Origin of the sequence: Romboutsia lituseburensis DSM 797, assembly GCF_900103615.1 — a bacterium.
Lineage (GTDB): Bacteria > Bacillota > Clostridia > Peptostreptococcales > Peptostreptococcaceae > Romboutsia_F > Romboutsia_F lituseburensis.
On the sequence record NZ_FNGW01000003.1, the window covers coordinates 178377 to 203754 of the forward strand.

General features: G+C 27.6%; 20 protein-coding genes and 2 riboswitches. Of the genes, 19 read left to right on the forward strand and 1 reads right to left on the reverse strand.

Annotated features, from left to right (window positions below; translation table 11 throughout):
• The first annotated feature begins 8 nt into the window (after positions 1–8).
• The 18 genes from BLP75_RS06655 to BLP75_RS06740 all read left to right on the forward strand — a co-directional run bounded on the left by BLP75_RS06655 (position 9) and on the right by BLP75_RS06740 (position 22942).
• Positions 9–1016, forward strand: a complete 1008-nt coding sequence (locus BLP75_RS06655; protein ID WP_092724872.1) for an ABC transporter substrate-binding protein — start codon at positions 9–11, stop codon at positions 1014–1016.
• Positions 997–1743, forward strand: coding sequence for an ABC transporter ATP-binding protein (locus BLP75_RS06660; protein WP_092724873.1), 747 nt, complete (start codon positions 997–999; stop codon positions 1741–1743). The genes BLP75_RS06655 and BLP75_RS06660 overlap by 20 nt, the downstream gene beginning before the upstream one ends.
• A gap of 155 nt (positions 1744–1898) precedes the next feature.
• A complete protein-coding gene (locus BLP75_RS06665; protein ID WP_092724874.1) occupies positions 1899–2960 on the forward strand; it encodes a hypothetical protein in 1062 nt (353 codons plus the stop codon).
• A 420-nt stretch (positions 2961–3380) separates the two neighbouring features.
• A riboswitch (cobalamin riboswitch) is annotated at positions 3381–3554 on the forward strand.
• A 144-nt stretch (positions 3555–3698) separates the two neighbouring features.
• Entirely contained in the window at positions 3699–4721 is a 1023-nt protein-coding gene (locus BLP75_RS06670; RefSeq protein WP_092724875.1) for a FecCD family ABC transporter permease, read from the forward strand.
• Between the two features lie 8 nt (positions 4722–4729).
• The gene (locus BLP75_RS06675; protein ID WP_092724876.1) at positions 4730–5485 is read left to right on the forward strand and encodes an ABC transporter ATP-binding protein; all 756 of its coding nucleotides are present in this window, start codon (positions 4730–4732) and stop codon (positions 5483–5485) included.
• A gap of 56 nt (positions 5486–5541) precedes the next feature.
• On the forward strand, positions 5542–6192 hold the full coding sequence (locus tag BLP75_RS06680) for a Dph6-related ATP pyrophosphatase (RefSeq protein WP_092724877.1): 651 nt from the start codon (positions 5542–5544) through the stop codon (positions 6190–6192).
• Positions 6193–6592: 400 nt separating this feature from the next.
• Positions 6593–7618 carry a LacI family DNA-binding transcriptional regulator gene (locus tag BLP75_RS06685; RefSeq protein WP_092724878.1) on the forward strand — a complete coding sequence of 342 codons (1026 nt, stop codon included), beginning with the start codon at positions 6593–6595 and terminating at the stop codon, positions 7616–7618.
• Between the two features lie 192 nt (positions 7619–7810).
• Positions 7811–9766, forward strand: coding sequence for a beta-galactosidase (locus tag BLP75_RS06690; protein ID WP_092724879.1), 1956 nt, complete (start codon positions 7811–7813; stop codon positions 9764–9766).
• 162 nt (positions 9767–9928) lie between these two features.
• On the forward strand, positions 9929–11374 hold the full coding sequence (locus BLP75_RS06695; RefSeq protein ID WP_242872393.1) for a [FeFe] hydrogenase, group A: 1446 nt from the start codon (positions 9929–9931) through the stop codon (positions 11372–11374).
• 50 nt (positions 11375–11424) lie between these two features.
• Complete coding sequence (gene hydE, locus BLP75_RS06700) at positions 11425–12474, forward strand: [FeFe] hydrogenase H-cluster radical SAM maturase HydE (RefSeq protein WP_092724880.1); 1050 nt, start codon at positions 11425–11427, stop codon at positions 12472–12474.
• Between the two features lie 15 nt (positions 12475–12489).
• A complete protein-coding gene (gene hydG / locus BLP75_RS06705) occupies positions 12490–13866 on the forward strand; it encodes a [FeFe] hydrogenase H-cluster radical SAM maturase HydG (RefSeq protein WP_092724881.1) in 1377 nt (458 codons plus the stop codon).
• A gap of 9 nt (positions 13867–13875) precedes the next feature.
• Entirely contained in the window at positions 13876–15075 is a 1200-nt protein-coding gene (gene hydF / locus BLP75_RS06710; RefSeq protein ID WP_092724882.1) for a [FeFe] hydrogenase H-cluster maturation GTPase HydF, read from the forward strand.
• Between the two features lie 168 nt (positions 15076–15243).
• A complete protein-coding gene (locus tag BLP75_RS06715; RefSeq protein WP_092724883.1) occupies positions 15244–16407 on the forward strand; it encodes a galactokinase in 1164 nt (387 codons plus the stop codon).
• Between the two features lie 101 nt (positions 16408–16508).
• Positions 16509–17495, forward strand: coding sequence for a UDP-glucose 4-epimerase GalE (galE, locus tag BLP75_RS06720; RefSeq protein WP_092724884.1), 987 nt, complete (start codon positions 16509–16511; stop codon positions 17493–17495).
• 22 nt (positions 17496–17517) lie between these two features.
• Positions 17518–19062, forward strand: a complete 1545-nt coding sequence (gene galT, locus BLP75_RS06725; RefSeq protein ID WP_092724885.1) for a UDP-glucose--hexose-1-phosphate uridylyltransferase — start codon at positions 17518–17520, stop codon at positions 19060–19062.
• Between the two features lie 53 nt (positions 19063–19115).
• Entirely contained in the window at positions 19116–20156 is a 1041-nt protein-coding gene (locus tag BLP75_RS06730) for an aldose epimerase family protein (RefSeq protein WP_092724886.1), read from the forward strand.
• A 159-nt stretch (positions 20157–20315) separates the two neighbouring features.
• Complete coding sequence (locus BLP75_RS06735; RefSeq protein ID WP_092724887.1) at positions 20316–21608, forward strand: aminotransferase class V-fold PLP-dependent enzyme; 1293 nt, start codon at positions 20316–20318, stop codon at positions 21606–21608.
• 96 nt (positions 21609–21704) lie between these two features.
• Positions 21705–21877, forward strand: a riboswitch (cobalamin riboswitch).
• A 156-nt stretch (positions 21878–22033) separates the two neighbouring features.
• Entirely contained in the window at positions 22034–22942 is a 909-nt protein-coding gene (locus tag BLP75_RS06740; RefSeq protein WP_092724888.1) for an ABC transporter substrate-binding protein, read from the forward strand.
• A gap of 40 nt (positions 22943–22982) precedes the next feature.
• On the opposite strand, the gene BLP75_RS06745 is transcribed toward BLP75_RS06740, so the two are convergent.
• Positions 22983–24128, reverse strand: coding sequence for an AraC family transcriptional regulator (locus BLP75_RS06745; protein ID WP_092724889.1), 1146 nt, complete (start codon positions 24126–24128; stop codon positions 22983–22985).
• 313 nt (positions 24129–24441) lie between these two features.
• On the opposite strand from BLP75_RS06745, the gene BLP75_RS06750 reads away from it, so the two are divergent.
• The gene (locus BLP75_RS06750; protein WP_092724890.1) at positions 24442–25362 is read left to right on the forward strand and encodes a DUF2156 domain-containing protein; all 921 of its coding nucleotides are present in this window, start codon (positions 24442–24444) and stop codon (positions 25360–25362) included.
• The last annotated feature ends 16 nt before the right edge of the window (positions 25363–25378 follow it).

The window sequence follows — 25378 nt, forward strand, 5'->3', positions numbered from 1 at the left end:
AGGGTTTTATGAAACTTAAAAAATTAGTTAGTCTAGGATTAATAAGTGCACTTACAATTAGTACTTTAAGTGGGTGCTCAAACAATAAAAAGTCTGAAGATAAAAAATCTAATGAAGAAAAAGTTACAATGGTACTAGATTGGACACCTAATACAAATCATACTGGATTATTTGTAGCTCTTGAGAATGGGTATTATAAAGAACAAGGATTAGATGTTGATATAATACAACCGCCAGAAGGAGGAGCATCTACTTTAGTTGCTACCCAAAAGGCAGACTTTGGTATAAGTTATCAAGAGGAAGTTACATTTGCTAAAACAAGTGATGACCCACTTCCGATAAAAGCTGTAGCAACAGTTATACAACATAATACTTCAGGATTTGCAGCCCCAAAAGATAAAAATATAAAATCACCAAAAGACTTTGAAGGCAAGGTTTATGGAGGCTGGGGTTCACCAGCTGAAGATGCTATATTAGATGCAGTTATGAAAAAAGAAGGTAAAGACTTTAAAAATCTAAAAGTAGTAAATATAGGAGATGATGATTTCTTTACGGCAACAAGTAAAAATATAGATTTTGCATGGATATTTGAAGGTTGGACTGGTATAGAAGCAAATCAACGTGGGATAGAGTTAGACTATATACCAATAGGTAAAGTTGATAAAAGGCTTGATTATTATACGCCTCTTATAATATCTAATGAAAAATTATTAAAAGAAAAGCCAGACGTTGCTAAAAAATTCTTAGAAGCAACTAAAAAAGGTTACGAGTATGCAATAGAAAATCCTAAAGAAGCTGCTAAAATACTTGTAAAACATGCACCTGAAATAGATGAAAATTTAGCAATAAAAAGTCAAGAATATTTAGCTAAAAAATATATTGATGATGCAAGCAGATGGGGAGAGATGAAAGATAGTGTATGGAATAACTATACCGGGTTCTTAAAAGAATACAAATTGATAAATAAAGACTTAAAACCTAGTGAGGCTTATACTAATGAATTCTTACCAAAATAAAAAGGTTAAAATAGATATTAAAAATATTTCTAAGTCATATGAAGATGTTAAAGTTTTAGATAATATAAGTATAAAGGTATGTGAAGGCGAATTTGTAAGTATACTTGGTTCTAGTGGATGTGGTAAAAGTACTATATTTAATATGATTACAAATTTAATAGAATATGATAGTGGAAGTATTGAAATTAATGGCAAATTGAGTTATATGTATCAAAAAGATTTGCTATTGCCTCATAAAACTATAATAGATAATGTTAGCTTACCGTTAACTATTATGAAGGAAAAAAAATTTTACAATAAAGCTATAAGAAAAAAAGAAGCACATAAAAAAGTTATAGAATATTTTAAAACATTTGGTTTAGAAGGATATGAAAATAAATATCCAAAAGAGTTGTCTGGTGGTATGAAACAACGAGCTAATTTTTTAAGAACTTTTGTAACTTCAAACGATATTATGTTATTAGATGAACCGTTTGGAGCACTAGATTCTATAACAAAGTCATCTATGCAAAACTGGTTATTAAATATAAAGAATAAAGTGAATTCAACTATATTATTAATAACTCATGATATAGATGAAGCTATAATGTTATCTGATAAAATATATGTTATATCTAAAAAGCCTTCAATTGTAAAAAAAGAATTTGCAATTGATAAAAATTGTATAAATGATGATAACTTAGAAAATACTGTTAAATTAAAAAAAGAAATATTAAATTTATTATAAAATAAGACACATGAATTAAATACAAATTCATGTGTCTTATTTTATAATGAAATATAAAGAAAAGCTGCAACAGAGTAAAATATTAGACTTGAAAATATAATTTATGTTATAATTAAATCTGAGTTTAAGCTTAAAATATGAAGGAGATAAAAAGTATGACAGAAGACATCAAAGCTATTATTGAAGAAAATGAACTAAAGCTATGTGTCAAAGAAAATGACATTTACATAAATATACCAAAAGAAGTACTAAATAAAGGTATGAAATTAATAAAAGAATATATAAAAATATATAAAAGTATTGAAGTATTAAAGGAAAGTGTGAATAAATATTTATTTGATAGAAACAGCTCAATAAATCATATGATTATCTTAAATCAAATCTTACAAATAAAAAATGAAGAATATTTTGCCGAGATAGAACCATTTATAAACACTAATATAAATGAGATAGAAAATAGATTATTAAATATATGTTTGGCTTTTAATATAAATATAGATGATATAAATAATTTAAAAGACGAATTATCTCAAAATTACGTAAATAATAATGAAAACTTGAATAATACCATAGATAAAGAATACGTTAAAGATATAATAAACTATATAGAAAGTAATGAAATGTATTCTTTAAACTCAAAATCTAGATATGGTGCAATATCTAGTGACTATGAAGTTAAGAATAAGTCTGAAATAGTTGACAAAAACGAAGAAGAAACAAATGGTGAGTATAGCCCTATTCTTGTTATTCATAGGCCAGCTAAATACCACAGAGGAACATATATATTAGAAGAAAATGCTTATGTATACATAAAAAGGCAACCACTAGAGGCGCTAATAAAGCAAGAAAAACTAGAAGAAAAAGGTATAGATTCAATGGGGGCTATATTATATAAAAAATTAAAACATGACCTTACAAATGAAAATTTACAAGAACTATTAGCTGAACTTTATGTGTATTCTCAAAAAAATAATTCTAAATTTGATAACATTAAATTAGCGGATATAACTTCTAATAAAGTATGGATGACAGCAGATAAACTTAAGAAAGAGTTTAAAGAACTTAGATATTATCATAAAAATTTAACTCAAAAGGTAAAAGAAATTTATGATTCAACAGGATCATATTATACTCAAATAGGAGGAAAATATATATTTAACAGCAGAGAGCTTTTACATAGTTACAAAACATATAAAGGAAAAGATATAACTAACTAAAAGAAAGATGGAAGTAAAATTGTTAACATTTTGTAAAATAGGTTAATTATCGGTAAAATACGATACATTTTAGTCGATGAGAGAATATATTTATATAAAGAATGAACAACAAAATTAATTATTTTTTACAACACAAGAAATAATAAAATTTATATAAAAGGAGATGTTAAAAGTGACTACAACAGCATGGATATTTATGGGTGTAGCTTGGACAGCAATAATTGCAGTATGCGGTTTAGCTCTTGCGAAAGTACTTAAATAGTTTGTAGTTATTAAAAATTATAGCATCTAGTAAAAAAAGACCATCCAGGATATTTTTATTATGGGTGGTCTTTTTAGCTTTTAAAAGTTAAATAAAAGTGTAATAAAATCTATTAGAGTTGATATATGTAGAATGATTATATATAATAAATAATATAAGTAAATATTAAGATATTAGGTGTCAATATGACTTAATAGGGAATTAGATTAAAATTCTAAGCTACCCCAGTAACCGTAAAACTGACGAAATCTAAAAATACCACTGATTAATCGGGAAGGTTTGAAAGTAGGATGAAGTTAAGCCGGGAGAACTGCCTAAGATCTAACTAATACCTTCTGAGGGTGGGGATTAGTGCAATTTTTAATTGTAATTTAGTAATTGATTTGAACAGGCATACCCTTTAGGTATGTCTTTTTGAATATGTCAAAAACTTAATAAAAACACCCTAACTATCAACTAGAAAGGTAATTCAAAATATGAGTAGGAGAAAAAGTTTATCCCTAATATGCATACCAATAGTGTTTTTAATAATTTGCATGGGAATATCTATAGGAAGTTCTAATATTAATTTGTTAGATACAGCTAATATATTGTTAAATAAAATGTTTAACATTCCTTTAATAGATAATATAAACCCTAAAGATGTATCAATAATATGGTCTATAAGGTTTCCAAGAGTTTTATTAGCATTTATGGTTGGAGGGTGCTTATCTGTAAGTGGTGCAGTAGTTCAATCTATATTAAAAAATGAGTTAGCATCGCCTTATACACTAGGAGTATCTTCAGGTGCATCATTAGGTGCAGGATTGGTTATAGTACTTGGAATATCAATACCATTATTAGGAACTTTAACACTTCCATTGATTGGTTTTTTATCTGGGCTTTTAACAGTTTACTTAGTTATAGTATTTAGTCAAAAAGTCGATAAAACAATGTCAAATAATACTATAATACTTGCAGGAATGGTACTTTCATTATTTGTAAATGCTCTTTTAACAACTATGACAGCTTTGTTTAGTGAAGATATAAAAAGTATTACAATGTGGCAAATGGGAAGCTTTTCGATGAAAGGATGGTCATATGTAAAAGTTCTTGTACCATTTTTATTAATAGGAATGATAGGTGTATTAAAGTATACTAAAGAAATGGATATTTTAACATTTGGAGAGGAACAAGCAAAAGCTGTTGGTGTAGATACTGCTAAGGTAAAGAAACACTTATTTATACTATCAGCGACTTTAACAGGTTCGGCAGTAGCTTTAAGTGGAACTATAGGATTTATTGATTTAATAGCTCCTCATATAGTTAGAAAAGTATTTGGATCAAAACATACATATGTTATACCAATGTCTTTTATATTTGGAGGATGTTTAATGGTCATAACAGACCTTATATCAAGAACAATAGTATCACCACAAGAGTTACCAGTAGGTGCTATAACAGCTCTTATAGGAGCTCCATTCTTTGCATATGTTTATTTTAATAATAAAAAAGGATAGGTAAGAAAATGCTAGAAGTTAAAGAGCTTTATTGCGGATATGATAATAATGATATTATAAAAAATGTAAATTTTGAAGTTGAAAAAGGTGAAAATATTTGTATAATAGGACCAAATGGTTGTGGAAAGAGTACGTTACTAAAATCTATTGCAAATATAATTGATTATAAAGGAAGTATAAAGATAGACGGTAAAGAAGTTAACACATTTAATAGGAAAGAATTAGCTACAAAAGTAGCCTTAATGAGTCAGATATCCCAAATATATTTTCCATACACAATTTATGAAACTGTATCACTGGGAAGATATGCATATATGAAAGGTCCCTTTCAATCTTTAAAAGGTGAAGATAGAGATATAGTTATTGATAGTATAGAAAAAGTAGGACTTTATGATATAAAAGATAAAATGATAAGTGAATTATCTGGAGGCCAATTACAAAGAGTGTTTTTAGCAAGGACATTCGCTCAGAATCCTGAAATTATATTACTGGATGAACCTACAAATCATCTAGACTTAAAGCATCAGATAGAGTTACTTCAACATCTAGTAATTTGGGCAAAAGATAATAATAAAATTGTTGTGGGAGTGTTACATGATTTAAATTTAGTTCAGTATTTTTCTGATAATGTAATTATGGTAAGTAAAGGAGAAATAGTGGCAAAGGGTAAGCCTAAAGAAGTTTTAAGAAGTGAAAAACTTAAGCAAGTTTATGATATAGATGTTAAGAAGTTTATGATAGAAGTGCTTAAAAAGTGGGAATAAGAAGAATATAGTACATAAAATCAAGAGAAATTTTAAAATTAAAAGGAGAAGTAAATATGAGCAAAAAATTTATTATGTCATTTAGCGGGGGTAAAGATAGTACGTTAGCTCTTTACAGAATGATGAATAAAGGATATATCCCTATAGGATTATTGGTAACAGTTAAAAAGGGAGAAACCGGTTCGTGGACTCATAGTATACAAAAAGAATTATTAAATAAAGTTAGTGAAAGTTTAGAAATACCTTTATTTTTAGTTGAATGTGAGATGAATGAGTATGAACACAAATTTACAGAGACACTTCTAAAAGCGAAAGAACTAGGAGCACAATCTTGTGTATTTGGAGACATAGATATAGCTGATCATAGAAAATGGTGTGAAGATAGATGCAAGGAAGCAGAAATTGAGGCTATATTACCTTTATGGCAAGAGGATAGAGAAAAATTAGTTAACGAGTTTATAGATAATGGATTTAGTACAGTAATTAAAAAAGTAAATTTAACACAATTACCTAGTGATTTTTTAGGAAAGGTACTAACTCGTGAAATTGTTGGTGAGATTAAGGATTTAAAATGCGATCCATGTGGTGAAAATGGTGAATATCATACATTTGTGGTTGATGGTCCAATATTTAAAGAAAAAGTAGACTTTAAAGTAAATAAAATAGTAATTGATGGCGACTATGGTAATCTAGATATATCAATATAATGATAATATAAACAGAAAGAGTGTTAAATTTAGCACTCTTTTTGTATTGTAAAAATTTAATCTATATAGTTATATAAATTAAAATAGTATAACATATACAAGAAATATAGTAGAATACAACCAAAGTTTACTCAATAGGTAAGTTATGGTAAAATATACATAGAAAATAGAAGAAGAAATGTCAGGGCACAATAGTACCCCCTATTTTTACTATACGGAGATATTATTTATACTATAAGATAAGCTAATCAGCCTTCTTAAAGTTTTAAAGTTAAATTAGAGCTTAATTGTTTTTATTAGATCATTTATTTTAAAGTGGGGAATGAATATATATAATTGACATATGCTTAAGAGGGGATTATCAAAGTGAGCTGATTTATTTTAAAAAGGAGGTAAAAAAGTGGTTACATTAAAGGAGATTGCCAACGAGGTTGGTGTATCTGTAGGTACTGTTTCTAGAGTATTAAACCATGATACAACAATTAGTGTTTCTGATGAAACTAAAATAAAGATATTTGAAACTGCAGAAGAAATGCAATATAAGACTTTAAAGCAAAGAAAAAGTAGCAGTAAAGTTAAAATAAATAAATTAAGAGTCGGGATAGTTGAGATGTATAATCATAGTGAACAACTACAAGATCCTTATTACTTACTTCTTAGAAGTGTAGTAGACAGAGAATGTTTTGATAATGAAATAGAAGTTGTAAATGTTTATAAATCGGAAAAAGAATATAAATTTATAGGTGAAGAAAAGCTAAATGGGATAATTGCTATAGGTAAATTTAATGATGAAGAAGTCAATATGATAAATACTATTAGTGATAATATAGTATTTTTAGATTCTTCACCAGATGAGCAACGTTATGACTCGGTTAAAGTTAATTTTAAATTAGGTACTTATAAGGCATTAGACTATTTGTTTGAATTAGGCCATAGTGATATTGGATATATTGGAAGTGCTAAGACTTTAGATAATAAAAAAGAAAAAAATCTTGATTATAGACTAAAATACTATACTGATTATATGAAGTCTAAAGGCGTATATAAAAAGGAAAATATAATAGATACAAAAGAAATGACTGCTATGGATGGATATGAATCTACAATAGAGTTTATAAATAGTAATGAAAAGATGCCTACTGCTTTCTTTGTTGGAAATGATACTATAGCAACTGGAGTACTTAAAGCCTTATATGAAAATAATATAAAGGTTCCAGAGGATGTTAGTATAGTTGGGTTTAATGATTTAATAGCATCTAAACATACTATTGTACCGCTTACAACTGTTAGGGTTCATATAGAACATTTAGCAAGTGCTTCAGTTGATTTAATCATTGAAAAAATAAATAAAAGCAGAAAGTATTGCAAAAAAGTTATAATACCTAGTGAATTAGTAATTAGAAAGAGCACAAAAAGTATAATATAAATGTAATAAAAAATAGCAACTAAATTTGTTTAGTTGCTATTTTTTATGTGTTTATATAGAAGTATTGAAATAAAAAATCATACAGTAAATTTAGTTAAAATATACTAAAATTATACTAAAAAATATTGGCTCAAGTTTATTAGTGTGCTAACATTTAATTGTAAAAAATAAAATATAAAGGGGAATTGTAAAATGTATTTAGGGGTGGATTATTATCCAGAACAGTGGAATGAACATATGATAGATAATGATTTAGAAAATATAATAGAATTAGGTGCTAATGCAATAAGAATAGGGGAATTTGCTTGGAATATGATGGAGAGTATAGAGGGAAATTATGATTTTTCATACTTTGATAACATTATAAAAAAAGCAAAAGATAAAAGTTTAAAAGTAATATTTGGCACACCTACTGCTACAATGCCTGCATGGCTAGCTAAAAAACACCCTGATGTTCTATCTGAATTTGAAGACAATAAAAAAAGAGTGTTTGGAGGAAGAAGGCAATATTGCTTTAATAGTAAAACGTATATAGAATACTCTAAAAAAATAATAGCAAAGCTTGCGACTCATTATAAAGATGAAAAAAATATTGTTGCATGGCAAATTGATAATGAATTTGGACATGAAGGTAGTGATGTTTGCTATTGTAGCAATTGTGAAAAAGAATTTAGAGAGTATTTAAAAGAAGCTTACAACAATGATATAAAAAATTTAAATGAAACTTGGGGAACAATTTTTTGGTCTCAAACTTATAATGAATTTGATGAAATACCTTTACCAACAAAAACTATAACAACTCATAATCCTAGTCTTAGGATGGAATGGGAAAGATTCAGATCTTTAAGTATTGAAAAGTATGCAAAGCTTCAAGTTGATATATTAAAAGATATAATTGGAGTAGATGTAGTTGTAATTCATGATTTTTCTGGTGGATATTTTGATAAGAGTTTTGATTTTTCAAAAGTAGCAAAACATATAGATGTAGTAGCATATAATAATTATCCTGTATGGGGAGGGCAAGCAAATCCTATACCACCACATGAAATAGCTTGTGGGCTAGATTTTATGAGGGGTGCAAAAAAGAAAAATTTTTGGATAACAGAAGCTATAATGGGGGCTCAAGGTCATGATGTTATAGGATATCTTCCAAGACCAGGTCAAGCAAAGATGTGGTCTTATCAGGCAATAGCTCGTGGATGTAACTCTTTAATGTATTTTAGATATAGAGGTGCTACTAAAGGAGCTGAACAGTATTGCTATGGAATATTAGACCAAGATAACATAAAAAGAAGAAAGTTTTATGAAGTAAAAAATTTTTTTTATGAGATGAAATCAAATGAAGAAATTATAAATTCTAAAATAGACTCTAAGATAGCTTTAATTTATGATTTTGAATCAATGGCTTCCTTTAGAATACAAAGACAAAGTTTTTTAATGGATTATAAAAATGAAGTATATAGATTATATAGACCTTTCTATGAAAATAATTTATCTATAGATGTCATCCCATCATATTCAGACTTTAGTGAATATGAAATTTTATTAGTACCTGCTATGATTGTATATAAAAAAGAAGTTCAAGAACGTATGAGAATATTTGCTAGTCAAGGAAAAACTGTTGTAATAAGTTTTAGAAATGGAGTTAAAGACTATTATAATAATTTAGAGTTAGGTAAGTTTAATCCAGTTAACTTTACTGATTTTATAGGAGGATATGTTGAGGAAATAGAATCATTCCAAGATGGTCAAAACATAGAGGTTATAGGTTTAAGTGAATTTGAAAATATAAAAGGAACAGCAACAGTATTTAGAGATTTAATTAAAACAACAACAGCTAAAACTTTATTTAGATATAACGAAGAATTTTTTGAAGGATTAAGTGCAATAACTTTAAATAAATATGAAGGTGGTAAAGTTTACTACATAGGTAGCGGTGTAGATGAAAATATAATGGATACTTTAGTAAATAAAATATTAAAAGAAGCTAATATTAAAACTTTAAAATCTCCAAAAGGGGTAGAAGTAGTTAAGAGAGAAATAAATAATATTGAAAGATATTTTATTATGAACCATACTTCAAAGATCCAAAGACTACAAAATACAGAATTAAATCCATATGAAGCTAAAGTTGTAGAAAACTTATAAGAATAGCATTTCAGTAAAATAATTATTAAACCTCACAATTAAAATTTAATTTTAATTGTGAGGTTTTGTTATTTAAAAATAAAAATGGGTATAGAAATAAAATGTAAAAAGATAAATTTGTTTTAATTAAATGACATTAAAAGCATAAAGATGCAAAACAACATGAGAGGCAAGGTAACAAAATTTATGAAACATTTATTTACAGAAAAGGTTGTTCCTGTTGAACTAGATAATCCTGCAATTCAAATTGATTATGATAAATGTATAAAATGTGGGTTGTGTAAAAGGACTTGTGATAATGAAATAGCAGTAGCAAATAGATTTAATTTAGAAGAAACAAATGATTTAGCGATATGTATCCATTGTGGACAATGTGCAGTTGCATGTCCAACTCAAGCTATTACACAAGTTGAAGATTATCAAAAAGTTAAAGAAGAAATACAAAATCCTGAAAAGATAGTTATATTTAATACAGCACCAGCTGTAAGAGTTGCATTAGGGGAAGAATTTGGATACGAAGTAGGTTCATATGTTGAAGATAAAATGGTAGAATCTCTTAGAAAGCTAGGTGGAGATTATGTATTTGACATAACATTTGGAGCAGATATGACAATAATGGAAGAAGCTAATGAACTAATAGATAGAATATTAAATAAAAGTGAAAATCTACCTCAGTTTACAAGTTGCTGTCCATCTTGGGTTAAATATGTTGAGACATTTTATCCGGAATTTATACCTAATTTATCAACAACAAAGAGCCCAATAGGTATACAAGGTGCGGCTATAAAAACTTACTTTGCTAAAAAAGAAAATATAGACCCATCTAAAATAGTTAATGTAACTATAACACCTTGTACATCAAAAAAATATGAAATAAAAAGACCTGAAATGAATGATTCTAGTAGGTTTAATAATATAGATGGTTTAAGAGATAATGATTACATAATAACAACAAAAGAATTAGCTAAATGGATAAAGGAAGAAAACATAGACTTTGACTCTTTAAATGGTAGTCAATTTGATAATATTATGGGATTAGGTAGTGGAGCAGGTATTATATTTGGTAATACAGGCGGTGTTATGGAAGCTGCTGTTAGAACGGCATATAACATATTAACTGGAGAAAGACCAACGAAGGAATTGTTAGACTTTAAACCGGTTAGAGGACTTGAAGGTGTTAAAGAAGCTGTATTACAAATAGATGAAAAAGTAATAAAAGTTGCAGCTGTTCAAACTACTAAAAATGCAGAAGTTTTAATGGAAAAATTAAAATCAAAAGAAGTTAATTATCACTTTATAGAGGTTATGACTTGTAAGGGTGGGTGCATAGGTGGAGCTGGACAACCTAAACAGCCTAAAAAAAGAGTTACAGATGAAATGAGGTTAAAGCGTATAGATGGATTATATAATAAGGACGCGGGTATTAAAATTAAATGTAGCCATGAAAATCCAGATGTTATAAAGGCTTATGAAGAATTCTTTGAAAATCCATTATCTCATAAATCTCATGAACTTTTACATACAGAGTTTGAGTCAAAATATTATATGCTTGGAAGAGGTAATGATAAAGTTGACAAAGTCAATGGTAAGAGTCAAGATGCTATTTAATATAAGTTTTAATGAAGAGTTAATCAACAAAATTAAAGTAGGAGAAATGTATGAATGTAAAAGATATAATTAATAAGTTGTATGAAGTAAATAGTGCTAGTAAAAAAGAGCTTCTTTACTTGTTAGATAATATAAATGAAGGAGAAAAAGATTATTTAATAAGTAAAGCTCATGATACTAGAATGAAATATTACTCAAATAAAGTCTATTTAAGAGGACTTATAGAGCTTACAAGTTTTTGTAAAAAAGATTGTCTGTATTGTGGTCTTAGACGTAGCAATAAGAATGCTCAAAGATACAGATTAGATATAGATGATGTTTTAGAGTGTGTAAGAAAAGGCGATAAGTTAGGATATAAAACATTTGTACTTCAAGGTGGAGAAGATGCTTATTATAGTGATGAAATTATGATAAATATCATTAAAGCTATAAAAAAAGAGTTTCCTGAAAATGCAATAACACTATCTCTAGGTGAAAGAAGCTATGAATCTTATAGAAATTTATTTGAGGCAGGTGCTGATAGATATTTATTAAGACATGAAAGTGCATCAAAAGAACTTTACGAATCTATACATCCAGGCGAACCTTTTGAAGAAAGATTTAATTGTTTAAAGAATTTAAAAGAGATAGGGTATCAAGCTGGAGCAGGATTTATGGTTGGTATACCGAATCAAACTAATGAAGATTTAGTAAATGATTTGATTTTTGTAAAAAAATTTGCACCTGCAATGTGTGGGATTGGACCTTTTATACCACATAAAGATACACCACTTAAGGAATATAAGCATGGTAGTTTAGAAAAAACAGTTATTTGTTTAGCAATAGTTAGGCTATTACTACCTAAAGTACTACTACCAGCTACAACAGCATTATCTAGTATTGATAAAAATGGAAGAAATGCAGGGTTAAAAGCGGGAGGAAATGTTATAATGCCTAATTTATCTCCTATGAGCGTTAGAAAAAAATACTCTTTATACAATGACAAGGCATATATACTTGATGAAGATGCAGAGTATAGAAAATTAATCGAAGAAAAAGTTAAAGAAGCTGGATTTGAGGTTGAAGTTAATAGAGGAGATAATATAGATTTTATAAAATAAAAAGGAGTTTTTTATATGTTTATAAACCACAATTATATATATGAAATTTTAGAAAAAACAAAATGTCCATCAAATGATGAGATAAAAAGTGTACTTGAAAAAGCTAAAAAAAGAGATGGACTATCTTATGAAGATATAGCAGTATTACTTCAAGCAGAAGATGAAAAAGATTTGAATGAAATATACTCATTAGCTGGTGAAATTAAAAAAGATATTTATGGAAAAAGAATAGTTGTATTCGCACCTCTTTATGTAAGTGATTATTGTGTAAATAACTGCGTTTACTGCGGATATAAAAGAGACAATAAATTTTCAAGAAGAAAACTTACAATGGAAGAAGTTGTACAAGAAGTAAAAATACTTGAACAAATGGGTCATAAAAGATTAGCACTAGAACTTGGAGAAGATCCAGTTAATGCTACCATAGATTATGTTTTAGAATGCCTAGATACTATATATAAGACTCAAAATGCAAATGGAGAAATAAGAAGAGTAAATGTAAATATAGCAGCTACAACTGTAGAGAATTACAAGTTATTAAATGAAAAAGGAATAGGAACATATATATTATTCCAAGAAACTTATCATCAACCTACTTATGAAAAAATGCATCCAAAATCAATAAAAGGTGACTATAACTATCATTTAACATCTTTTGATAGAGCTATGGAAGCAGGGATAGATGATGTTGGAGCTGGAGTTTTATTTGGACTTTCAGATCCTAGATTTGAAGTATTGAGCTTAATGATGCATAACAATCATTTAGAAGAAAAATATGGAGTTGGATTCCACACTATATCAGTACCAAGACTTCAAGAAGCAAGTGGTGTTAATTTAGAAAGCTATCCATACTTATTAAATGATAGAATGTTTAAAAAAATAGTAGCAATACTTAGAATAGCTCTACCTTTTACAGGGCTTATACTATCAACTAGAGAAACACCAGCCATGAGAAAAGAATTATTAAAATATGGAGTAAGTCAAATATCTGCTGGTTCTTCAACTGGAGTTGGAGGATATAAGGAAAGAGAAGAAGGTAGAGATATTAAACAATTTAAAACAAATGATGAAAGAAGTCCAATTGAAATATTGAAAGAGTTACTAGAAGACGGATATATACCTAGTTATTGTACAGCTTGTTATAGGAAAGGTAGAACTGGTGATAGATTTATGCAACTTGCCAAGTCTGGAAATATAAAATATGTTTGTGAGCCAAATGCTATAATGACATTACAAGAATTTACATTAGATTATGGTGATAAAGAATTATATGAAAAAGCACAGCAAATAATAAATTCTGAGGTTGAAAATATTCAAAGAGAAGATATTAAAAATTATACTAAAGAGAGTTTAGAAAAAATGCAATCTGGCAAAAGAGATTTTTATATATAGGAGGCGTATATGAATAGTACTCCAAATGGAAATAGAAAGCATATAGGTATATATGGAAATACAAATAGTGGAAAGTCATCTTTAATGAATAAAATATTGGGACAAGAAGTTTCTTTAGTATCAAATGTTGAAGGAACAACAACTGATCCAGTACAGAAAGCTATGGAATTAATTCCGTTTGGTCCAGTTCTTTTAATTGATACAGCAGGGCTTGAAGATAAAAGTGAATTAGGATCTATAAGAATTAAAAAAAGCTATGAGTATATGAAAAGATTAGATTTTTCTATATACGTATTAGATGGGAAAAATCCAGATTTTGATACTTACAAAACATGGAAAAAAGAAGCTGGAAAATATAATTTAAGTCATTTATTGGTTATAAATAAATTAGATGAATTAGGTAAAGAAGAAATAAAAAACTTAGAAGATAAATTTAAAGATTCTATATTTATATCTGCTAAAAAAAATACTAATATAGGATCTTTAAAAGAAAGATTGATAAAAAATTTAGAAAAAGAAGAAGAAGAGAAACCTATAGTAGGGGATTTATTAGAATATGGATCAAAAGTGATATTGGTAGTTCCAATAGACTCAGAGGCTCCAAAGGGAAGGATAATACTTCCACAGGTACAGGTTATTAGAGATTGCTTAGATCATGGAATAAAAACATATGTAGTAAGAGATACAGAACTTACACAAGCCTTAGATGAATTAAAAGATATTGATCTAGTTATAACTGATTCTCAAGCATTTAAACAAGTAGAAGAAATAATACCAAAAGATTTAAAACTTACAAGCTTTTCTATATTATTTGCAAGACAAAAAGGAGAATTAAATGATTTTTTAGATGGTGCTAGAAAATTAAATAGTTTAAAACCAGGTCAAAAAATTCTTATTTGTGAAAGTTGTACTCATAATGTAAGTCATGAAGACATAGGTAGAGTTAAAATACCAAATATATTAGAAAAAATTGCGAAAGGAAAGCTAGAGTTTGATTTTAAAGTCGGATATGATTTTGTACAAGATTTAGATCCTTATGATTTTGTGATACACTGTGGAGCTTGTATGGTAAATAGAAAAAGTGTAATTCAAAAAATAGAAAAATGTAAAGCAAAAAATATACCAATAACTAATTATGGTCTAGTTATTGCATATTTTTCTAATATATTAGAAAAAAGTGTTGAAATATTTGAACTTAATAATATATGAACATAAACACCTTAAAATACGTTTTAAGGTGTTTTTTATATGTGGATTTAGTAAAAAAAAGTAAAAAATACATAGCTTTACTTATAATTAAGAAAACGTTATTGTTGCAGGGGTTATACTCTGCTAATATATAAATATAATGATAAAAATTAAAAATGGGGGAGTAAAATGAAAGAAAAAATGATTCAAATGTTTACTAAAGTTTATGGAAATAACAATGATATCAGAGTTTTCTTTTCACCGGGAAGAGTAAATTTAATAGGTGAGCATACTGATTATAATGGTGGGAATGTATTTCCTTGTGCATTAAGCTTTGGAACATATGGAGCGATAAAATTAAGAGATGATAAATTAGTTAGAATGTACTCTAAAAATTTTGATGATTTAGGTGTTATAAATTTTAATATAGATAATTTGAAAAATGAAGAAAAACACGATTGGGCGAATTATCCAAAGGGTGTTATAGATATCCTAAGAAAACACGGCTATGACATAAATTTTGGGTTTGATATGGTTGTATTTGGAAATATACCAAATGGTTCTGGCCTTTCATCATCAGCATCTATAGAGCTTTTAATGGGAGTTATGATAGATGAATTATTTAATTTTAATATAGATAGAGTAGATTTGGTAAAATTAGCTCAAGAAGCTGAAAATAAATTTATAGGTGTTAATTGCGGTATAATGGATCAATTTGCAATAGGTATGGGAAGAAAAAATAGTGCAATTTTATTAGATTGTAATACTTTGAATTATATATATACTCCTATTGATTTAACTAAGGAAGTGATTATAATTGCTAATACTAATAAGAGAAGAGGCTTAGCAGATTCTAAATACAATGAAAGAAGAAATGAATGTGAAACTGCATTAAAAGAGCTTAAAACAAAACTTGATATAACGTCATTAGGAGAATTAAGTGAAGATGAATTTGAAAATAATAAATATTTAATTAAGGATGACACTAGAGTTAAGAGAGCAAGACATGCTGTCTATGAGAACCAAAGAACCTTAAAGGCTGTTAAAGCTTTACAAAATAAAGATATATATAAATTTGGAAAGTTAATGAATGATTCACATATATCATTAAAAAATGATTATGAAGTAACTGGAATAGAGCTAGACACATTAGTAGAACTTGCTTTAAAACATGAGGCTACAATAGGATCTAGAATGACAGGTGCTGGATTTGGAGGATGTACAGTATCTATAGTCAAAAGAGAATTAAGTGAAGATTTTATAAAAAAAGTAGGAAAAGGATATAAAGAACTAATAGGGTATGACGCAGATTTTTATACTGCAAATATAGGAAATGGAACTAGAGAATTATAAAAAATAATAGCCCAGATAAAAGTAAAATATATCCTAATTAAGTTATGCTATATTTTATTTGATAAGCAAATTTATAAGTCAAGAAATTGTAGGAGGTAAATATGATATTAGTTTGTGGGGGAGCTGGATATATAGGTAGTCATACAGTAAGACAACTTATAGATAATTCAGAAGATGTAATTATAGTTGATAATTTAGAAACAGGTCACAAAGAAGCGATACATCCAAAAGCTAAGTTCTATAATGTGGATATAAGAGATAAAAAAGCATTAGAAACTGTATTTAAAGAAAATAAAATAGATGAAGTAATACATTTTGCAGCAAATTCATTAGTGGGAGAAAGTATGACAAATCCATTAAAGTATTATAACAATAATGTACATGGAACAGAAGTACTTCTAAATGTTATGGCAAAACATGATGTGAAAAAAATTGTATTTTCATCAACAGCGGCAACCTATGGGGAACCTAAAAATATTCCAATTCTTGAAAATGATGAAACAAAACCCACAAATGCATATGGGGAAACAAAACTAGCTATGGAAAAGATGATGAAGTGGGCTGATATAGCACATGGTATTAAGTACATTTCACTTAGATATTTTAACGTAGCAGGTGCTCATGTAAGTGGAATAATAGGAGAAGATCATAATCCTGAGACTCATTTAATACCACTTATACTTCAGGTGCCATTGGGAAAAAGAGAATTTATATCTATATTTGGTGATGATTATGATACTCATGATGGAACATGTGTAAGAGATTATATACATGTAAGTGATTTAGCAGAGGCACACATATTAGCAGTTAATAAATTAAGAGAAGGATTTAATAGTAATATATATAATTTAGGTAGTGGGAATGGATTTACAGTAAAAGAGATGATAGAAGCAGCAAGGCTTGTGACAGGACATTCTATACCGGCTAAGGTTTGTGAAAGAAGAACTGGAGATCCTGCTAAACTTGTTGCATCATCAGAAAAAGCTAGACGTGAACTAGGATGGCAACCTAAATTTGAAAATATTGAGGCGATGATAGCCTCTGCTTGGAACTGGCATAAAAGTCATCCGAATGGTTTTGAAATGTAGATATTAAGGGAGAGATAGATATATGAATATATACAGGGAATTTGAGAGGCTTATAAACTATGGAATAAAAAAAAGATTGTTTGAAAAAGAAGATATTATATATATAAGAAACTCATTAATTGAGTTATTTAGACTCGATGAATATATAATAGAAAATATAGAAGATGAAAATTTAGAAAATCCAACTGAAATTCTAGATAACTTATTGAGCTATGCTTTTAAAAATAAAATATTAGAATCTAATTCTCCTATATATAGAGATTTGTTGGATACTAAAATCATGAATTTACTTATGCCTAGACCATCAGAGGTTATAAAGGAGTTTAATAAAAAATATCAAGAGGATAAAGTAAGTGCTACAAATTATTTATATGATTTAAGCAAGGCATGTAATTATGTTAGAACTCAAAGGGTAGCCCAAAATAAAACATGGAAAGTTGATACTGAGTATGGTGAAATTGATATAACTATAAACTTATCAAAGCCAGAAAAAGATCCAAAGGCTATAGCAGCTGCAAAAAACATGAAACAATCAGTATATCCAAAGTGTTTATTGTGCAAAGAAAATGTAGGCTATGCAGGTAGATTAAATCATCCAGCGAGACAAAACTTAAGGGTAATACCATTTAAGTTAAAAGACGAAGAATGGAATCTTCAATATTCTCCGTATTCTTATTATAATGAGCATTGTATAGTATTTTCAAGTGAACATACCCCTATGAGTATAAATAAAAATACTTTTGATCGGAATTTAGAATTTGTAGAAAAGTTTCCACATTATTTTATAGGATCGAATGCTGATTTACCAATAGTTGGTGGGTCTATACTAACTCATGATCATTACCAAGGTGGGAGATATGAATTTGCTATGGCAAAAGCAGGTGATATTTATAGATTTTGTATAAATGGGTATGAAGATATAAAAGTATCGATACTAAAATGGCCACTATCTGTAGTTAGGATAAGTGGTGAAAATAGAGATAATATAAGCCAATTAGCAGAAAAAATATTAACTCATTGGAAAAATTATTCAGATGAAAACGTAGGAATACATTCACATACCAATGATATACCTCATAATACAATAACTCCAATAGCTAGAAGTAAAGATGGAAAATTTGAACTTGATTTAGTTCTTAGAAATAATAGATGTGATGAAAATTATCCGGATGGCATATTCCATCCACATAAAGAACTTCATCATATAAAAAAAGAAAACATAGGTCTTATAGAAGTATTAGGTTTAGCAGTTTTACCTTCTAGATTAAAAGAAGAATTAGCTGTAATAAGAACTTGTTTATTAGATGAAACTAAAGTAAATTTAATCAGGGAAGATGAAAAATTAAAAATGCATTTAGATTGGTTTAATAGTTTAAAGAAAAAATATATCTATTTTAATGAAAGTGATATTGATAAAATACTTGAAGATGAAGTTGGAAATATATTCAAAAAAGTATTAGAACATTGTGGAGTATTTAAGTGGGATAAAGAAGGGTTAGATGCCATAAATAGGTATGTTATAGATTTAAAATTGTACGTTGAAGGGCGTAAAAGAGCAGATATATAATCTGTAGCTTTTACAAATAAAATGTATATAAAAACAAATTAGGATTTGGTGATATGATGAAGTGTACTAAAAATATAGTTGGCAAAATAAGTGATAGAGATATAGTAGCTTATAACATAAAGTATGACAATAAATTTGAGGTAGAAATACTTAATTTAGGAGGAATTATCACTAAAATAATAACTCCAGATAAAGATAATAATTTTGAAAATGTAGTAGTTGGATATAAAGAAATAGAAAGTTATATAGAAAACCCATCATATTTAGGTGCAATTATAGGCAGAACATCAGGTCGAATTTGTGAAGGCAATGTAACTATAGATGGAAGATTATATAGCTTATCCAAAAACTATAATCCTCATCATGGTCATGGAGGAAACTTTGGGTTTAATAAAAAGATATGGGAAGTTAATATTATAGAAGAAAAGGATAATATAACTTTGAGATTGTATACAATTAGCCAAGATAAAGAAGAAAATTATCCAGGTAATTTAGATATTATTGTTAGCTTTAAAGTATATGAAGACTTTAAAATAGAGCAAACATATGAATGTAAGTGTGATAAAACTACTTTAGTTAATTTAACAAATCATAGCTATTTCAACCTAAGTGGAAATATAAAATTACCTATAACAAAACAATATTTAAAAATAGACTCTGATTATATACTAGAATTAGATAAAACTTGTGCAGTAACAGGAAAAAGTATTAATGTAAAAGATACACCTTTTGATTTTAAGGATATAAAGAGTATAGGAAAAGATATAGACTGTGATAATGAACAAATAAAAATAGGAAATGGCTATGACCACACATTTTTATTAAATAAGAATGGAAAAATACATTTAGAAGACAGGGTATCAAAAAGAGTATTAGATATTATAACAGATCAAAAATCAGTAGTTGTTTATAGTATGAATTTTCCAGATGATATTGAATTATACAATGGTAAAAAAGCACAAAAAAGATTTGGAATATGCTTTGAAACACAAGCACCTCCAATAGGAAGAGAAATGTGTTTTATAAAATATTCTACTTTAAATAAAGGTGAAGTATATAAACAAAAAACTGTATATAAATTTTCAAAAAAATAAATCCAATATAAAAAACTACTTAATTTTAAGTAGTTTTTTTATATTATCTAATATAGTTTCAAATTCAGTCTAATTTTATACTACAATTTGTCAAATTTGAACTTTATTGAGTCTAGAGTCATATATAAATAAAGAAGTAATTAATTAAGGAGGATAAATATGAGAAATTATAATAGTTATAGAAATCTATTTATAGGAATAGACACACCTGTAATGATAAAAAACGGAAAGATTGTAACTCCAATAAATTTTGATAATGGAGCAACAACACCTCCTATAAATATGGCGGCAAACGCAATTATTGAAAATTCACTAATATATGGGCCAATAGCTAGAGGAGCAGGTCAGAAAGGTGATTTATGTACTCAAAAATATGAAGAAGCTAGGGGGCAAATTTTAGCATTCTTTAACTTATTAGGATGCAATTCACACACTGTAATATACACAAAAAACACAACAGAAGGAATAAATTTATTAGCTAATATACTAATAAAAGATAAAAATGAGAAGATATTAACAACTAGAATGGAACACCATGCTAATGACTTACCATGGAGAAAAGTAGCTACTGTAGAATATATAGATGTAGATGAATTAGGAAGGATCAATATAAATGATATAGAAAAGAAGTTGACAGAAAGCAATGGAGAGATTAAATATGTAAGTATAACTGGTGCATCAAATGTTACGGGCTATACAAATCCGATTAATGAAATTGCTAAAATATGTCATAAATATAATGCGAAAATAATCGTTGATGGGGCTCAGCTTATAGCACATAAAAAAGTAGATATGAAGGGTAGAACAGCAGAAGAGCAAATAGACTTTTTAGCATTTTCGGCACATAAAGCATATGCTCCTTATGGAAGTGGAGCAGTAGTAGGATTAACTGAGGAACTCTCACAAGCAGAACCATTTTTAAGAGGTGGAGGGTGTGTTGATTTAGTAAGTGATTATGATGTTGTATGGAGTGAACCAGCCCATAAAGATGAAGCTGGAACATCAAATTTTTTAGGTGTAATGGCTATGGTAAGTTCATTAAATCAATTAAGAGATATAGGATTTAGAAATATATCTAGTCATGAAATGTTACTTAAAAATTACTTAATAAAAGAGATGAAAAAGTTAGATAGAGTAATACTTTATGGTGATACAGAGTATACGGAAGATAGATTAGGTGTAATTACATTTAATATAGAAGGGATAGAGTTTGACACAGTCGCACATAAATTTGCAGAAGAATTCGGAATAGCTTTGAGATATGCTAAATTCTGTGCTCACCCATATGTAAATAGATTGTTAGGTATAAGTGATGAAGAAGCTTATAAACATGCAATGGATGAAGATTTAAAACAATATGGAATGGTTAGGCTAAGTCTAGGTTTATACAATACTTTAGAAGAAGCAGAACTTTTTATAAGAGCTTTGAAGAGCATAATAAGAAATAATTAATGAAAGATTATGAAAAGAAAAATAGGGTATAAACAATATTATTGAAATAAAAGGTTGCAAATACGCGAAGTATAAGCTACTATAAAAGTGAGAAAAAATAATAATAAAAGTATTGGTGTTTATGCAACTTAATAGGGAATTAGATTAAAAGTCTAAGCTACCCCAGTAACCGTAAAACTGACGAAATCAAATATACCACTGAGCAATCGGGAAGGTTTGAAAGTAGGATGAAGTTGAGCCGGGATACCTGCCAATATCTTTAACGTTAATATCTTCTGAGGGTTGGATATTTAACTATATAATAATGATAAAATCAAAAGCATGCTCTCAAAGCATGCTTTTTTGTTTTTTGAATTAGTATTAAAGTTAAATAAAGAAGTAAAAACAAAATTTATAAGTGAAAATTATAAGTAAGGAGAAAGAAAATGAAAAAGAAACTAACGAGTATATTAGCATTAGTATTAGTATTTATGCTAGCTACTGTAGGATGTAGCCAAAAAAGTAAAACAATAAAAGACAGGGAAGGAAATGATGTTACACTTCCTAAAAAAATGGATAGAATAATATCAACAGCACCATCAAACACAGAGGTACTAGTAGACTTAGGTCTTGCCGATAAATTAGTAGCAGTGGATAAATATTCAACAGATATAGAAGGAATAAACAAAGACATAGAAAAAATTGATTTCTTAAATCCAGATGCAGAAGCAATAATAGCTCTAAATCCAGACATCATAATAGCATCAGGACATAATAAAACAGGTTCGAGTGAAGATCCATTTAAACTTATAAAAGAAGCTGGAATAAGTGTAGTTTACATACCAAGTAGTGAAAGTATACAAGGAATTTATGATGATATTATGTTTTTAGCAGATATAACTGATAAAAAAGAAAAAGGTCAACAAATAGTAGACAATATGAAAAAAGAAGTAGATGAAATAAAAGCTATAGGTGAAACTATAAAAGATAAGAAGAAAGTTTATTTTGAAATAGGACCAGCACCGAATTTATATAGTTTTGGTAATTCTACATTCTTAAATGAAATGATAGAATTAGTTGGAGCTGAAAATGTATTTAAAGATGAAAAAGCATGGATAAGTCCAAGTGAGGAATCAGTAATAGATAAAAATCCAGATGTAATCTTAACTAATGTAGGCTATATTAAAAATCCTTTAGATGAAATTAAATCTCGTAATGGATGGAACAATATAACTGCAGTTAAAGATAATAAAGTATTTTTAATAGATAAAAATGCATCATCTCGTCCATCACATCATGCTATAAAAGCTCTTAAGGAAATGGCAGTAGCAATTTACCCTGAAAGTTATAAGTAGAAATAAAATAACACCTGTATTTTACAGGTGTTATTTTTGTTTAATCATAAATTGATTTTGAATATTCAGTAGGTGAAATACCAAAATTAGATTTAAATTTTTTTGAAAAATAATGAATTGATGAAAATCCGAGCATTTCAGAAATTTCACTAAGCGTATATGTAGAGTTTTTAATAAGTTCCTTGCTTTTGTTAAGCTTAAGGTCATTAATATAATTTTTCACAGTATTATCCATATTATTTTTAAATAAAGAGTGCAACATAGATGAACTAATACAAAAATGTCGGCATAAAGTATCGACAGAAAGCTTTTCGTATAAATTATTGTCTATAAATTTTATTATTTCATTTATCAAATTATTTTCATAAGTTTGTTGCATATGAGTGGTTGGTTTAGATTGAAAATAAGAATTTTCTAATCTGAGGGTTTGTATAATAAGTTGCTTTAAATAACAAAGTGATAAATCGTTAGAGTATATACTATTGCTAGAAAGTTCTTCTATTAATTTGCTAACAATAAAATACGAGTCTCTTTGCAGTGTAAATACTTTATTACACAATAACTCATGATGATTAAAGTCCATATTAAAATTAATCGTTAAATAGGAACTGCTAGAATCTAGAGTTGATTGAGTATGAAATTGAAGTGGAGCATAAAAAATTAAATCTCCTTGTTTTAATTCATATTTCTTATCATCTACAGTAGTAGATAAGAAACCTTTATCAACATAAGTAAGCTCCCAATATGGATGTGTTTCTCCGGGAAAATTATAGTTTAGGCCTTTCTCTTGATAAAATTTAGTATATATTTCATTTATATTTAAAGAGGGTGAAATATTCTTGTAAGTATATTTTTCTTTTAAGTTTATAGATTTTAAATCTTTGCTATCACAAGAAATTTTAATTTCGCAGTCATCAGATACACAAATAAGATTAAAATAAATACCTTTTTTTAAATTCAACGTTCTATTTATTATAAATGATTCTAAAGTATTACCATCAGAAGAAACTAATATCATTACAACTCCTTTAATTACTTTTATAAATAGATCATTTCTATCAACTAAAAATAAAGTTTTAATACTTTTATTTTTAAATAAAAATTTACTTTCATAATCAAAGCTTATATTTTCATAGATTAAATCCCCAAAGTTTTTAAATGTCGGACTCGTTGTTTTATTAAACATAAAATCACCCCAATACAATGTCTATAATTAAATTATATCTAAATACCATATATAAACTCAAGTAAATAGTAATAAAAGAACTTGTTATTTTGATAGATATTTCTAAGCGTTTATTCCTATTTTATTTATATCTTTATTTAAATACTACTTATACAAATCATTTTTTATATACAAATAAAGAAATAAATCAACAAAGATAAATATTAATAATATTATAATAATAGTTAAAATTTGATTAGTATCACATTTTTTATAAAAATAAAGTGATATTATTTTTAATGAGATTAAAAATATTAAAATTGGAGGATTTGTTTTGTTTGAATTAGTAGAAGACGTTGTATTATTTAAACCTATAGATATAGATGCAAAAGATGTATTGCAACCATATTTTGATTTAGTAGATTATGAAGCATGTGAATATTGCTTTGTGACATTATATATGTGGAAAGATTTATATAAGACAGTTTATTATGTAGAAGATGATTTTGCTATAGTTTCTGGAGAATATGATGGAAGTGAATTTGTAGTACTTCCACTAGCATCTAAAGAAAATATGGGAAAGGCAATTAAATTTATAATCGATACATTTAAAGGTAAAGGAAAAAAAATTCATTTAAGAGCTATAACTAAAGAAATAGTTGATTTCATGAAAGTAAATTATGAAGGAATGTTCGAATACATCGAAGAAAGAGACTACTTTGATTATGTTTATGATGGAGAAAGTTTAAGAACTTTAGCTGGTCGTAAAAATCAGAAAAAGAGAAACCATTTAAACTACTTCTTAAAAGAATATGAAAATAGATTTGAATATAAGAAAATAGAAAGTGAAAAACAATTTAAGGAATGTATAAATCTTGTACAACTATGGTCTGAAGGAAAAGAAGTTCAAAAAGATTATGATGATGAGTTTAATGCTATACAAAGAATTTTTGATAATTATGAATTGTTAAAAGAAAATTTAAGAATAGGAGGGATATATATAGATTCTAAACTAGAAGCTTTTACAATTGGTGAAATGTTAAACAATGATATGGCTGTAATACATATTGAAAAAGCTAATCCTGATATAAGAGGGCTATATCCATATATAAATCAACAATTTTTATTAAATGAATTTAAAAATACTAAATTTATAAACAGAGAAGAAGATTTAGGAATAGAAGGGCTTAGAAAAGCTAAACTTTCTTATCATCCAATCAAGTTTGTAGAAAAATATACTGTATTAGAAATTTAAAAAGGGAATACTATTC

Bases quoted from the DNA above. Each gene is read 5' to 3' on its own strand.
- galE (WP_092724884.1), top strand. From the start codon at position 16,509: ATGATATTAGTTTGTGGGGGAGCTGGATATATAGGTAGTCATACAGTA.
- BLP75_RS06660 (WP_092724873.1), top strand. From the start codon at position 997: ATGAATTCTTACCAAAATAAAAAGGTTAAAATAGATATTAAAAATATT.
- BLP75_RS06670 (WP_092724875.1), top strand. From the start codon at position 3,699: ATGAGTAGGAGAAAAAGTTTATCCCTAATATGCATACCAATAGTGTTT.
- BLP75_RS06695 (WP_242872393.1), top strand. From the start codon at position 9,929: ATGAGAGGCAAGGTAACAAAATTTATGAAACATTTATTTACAGAAAAG.
- BLP75_RS06680 (WP_092724877.1), top strand. From the start codon at position 5,542: ATGAGCAAAAAATTTATTATGTCATTTAGCGGGGGTAAAGATAGTACG.
- hydF (WP_092724882.1), top strand. From the start codon at position 13,876: ATGAATAGTACTCCAAATGGAAATAGAAAGCATATAGGTATATATGGA.
- BLP75_RS06735 (WP_092724887.1), top strand. From the start codon at position 20,316: ATGAGAAATTATAATAGTTATAGAAATCTATTTATAGGAATAGACACA.
- hydG (WP_092724881.1), top strand. From the start codon at position 12,490: ATGTTTATAAACCACAATTATATATATGAAATTTTAGAAAAAACAAAA.
- BLP75_RS06655 (WP_092724872.1), top strand. From the start codon at position 9: ATGAAACTTAAAAAATTAGTTAGTCTAGGATTAATAAGTGCACTTACA.
- BLP75_RS06740 (WP_092724888.1), top strand. From the start codon at position 22,034: ATGAAAAAGAAACTAACGAGTATATTAGCATTAGTATTAGTATTTATG.
- galT (WP_092724885.1), top strand. From the start codon at position 17,518: ATGAATATATACAGGGAATTTGAGAGGCTTATAAACTATGGAATAAAA.
- BLP75_RS06690 (WP_092724879.1), top strand. From the start codon at position 7,811: ATGTATTTAGGGGTGGATTATTATCCAGAACAGTGGAATGAACATATG.
- BLP75_RS06675 (WP_092724876.1), top strand. From the start codon at position 4,730: ATGCTAGAAGTTAAAGAGCTTTATTGCGGATATGATAATAATGATATT.
- BLP75_RS06745 (WP_092724889.1), bottom strand. From the start codon at position 24,128: ATGTTTAATAAAACAACGAGTCCGACATTTAAAAACTTTGGGGATTTA.
- BLP75_RS06665 (WP_092724874.1), top strand. From the start codon at position 1,899: ATGACAGAAGACATCAAAGCTATTATTGAAGAAAATGAACTAAAGCTA.
- BLP75_RS06715 (WP_092724883.1), top strand. From the start codon at position 15,244: ATGAAAGAAAAAATGATTCAAATGTTTACTAAAGTTTATGGAAATAAC.
- BLP75_RS06730 (WP_092724886.1), top strand. From the start codon at position 19,116: ATGATGAAGTGTACTAAAAATATAGTTGGCAAAATAAGTGATAGAGAT.
- hydE (WP_092724880.1), top strand. From the start codon at position 11,425: ATGAATGTAAAAGATATAATTAATAAGTTGTATGAAGTAAATAGTGCT.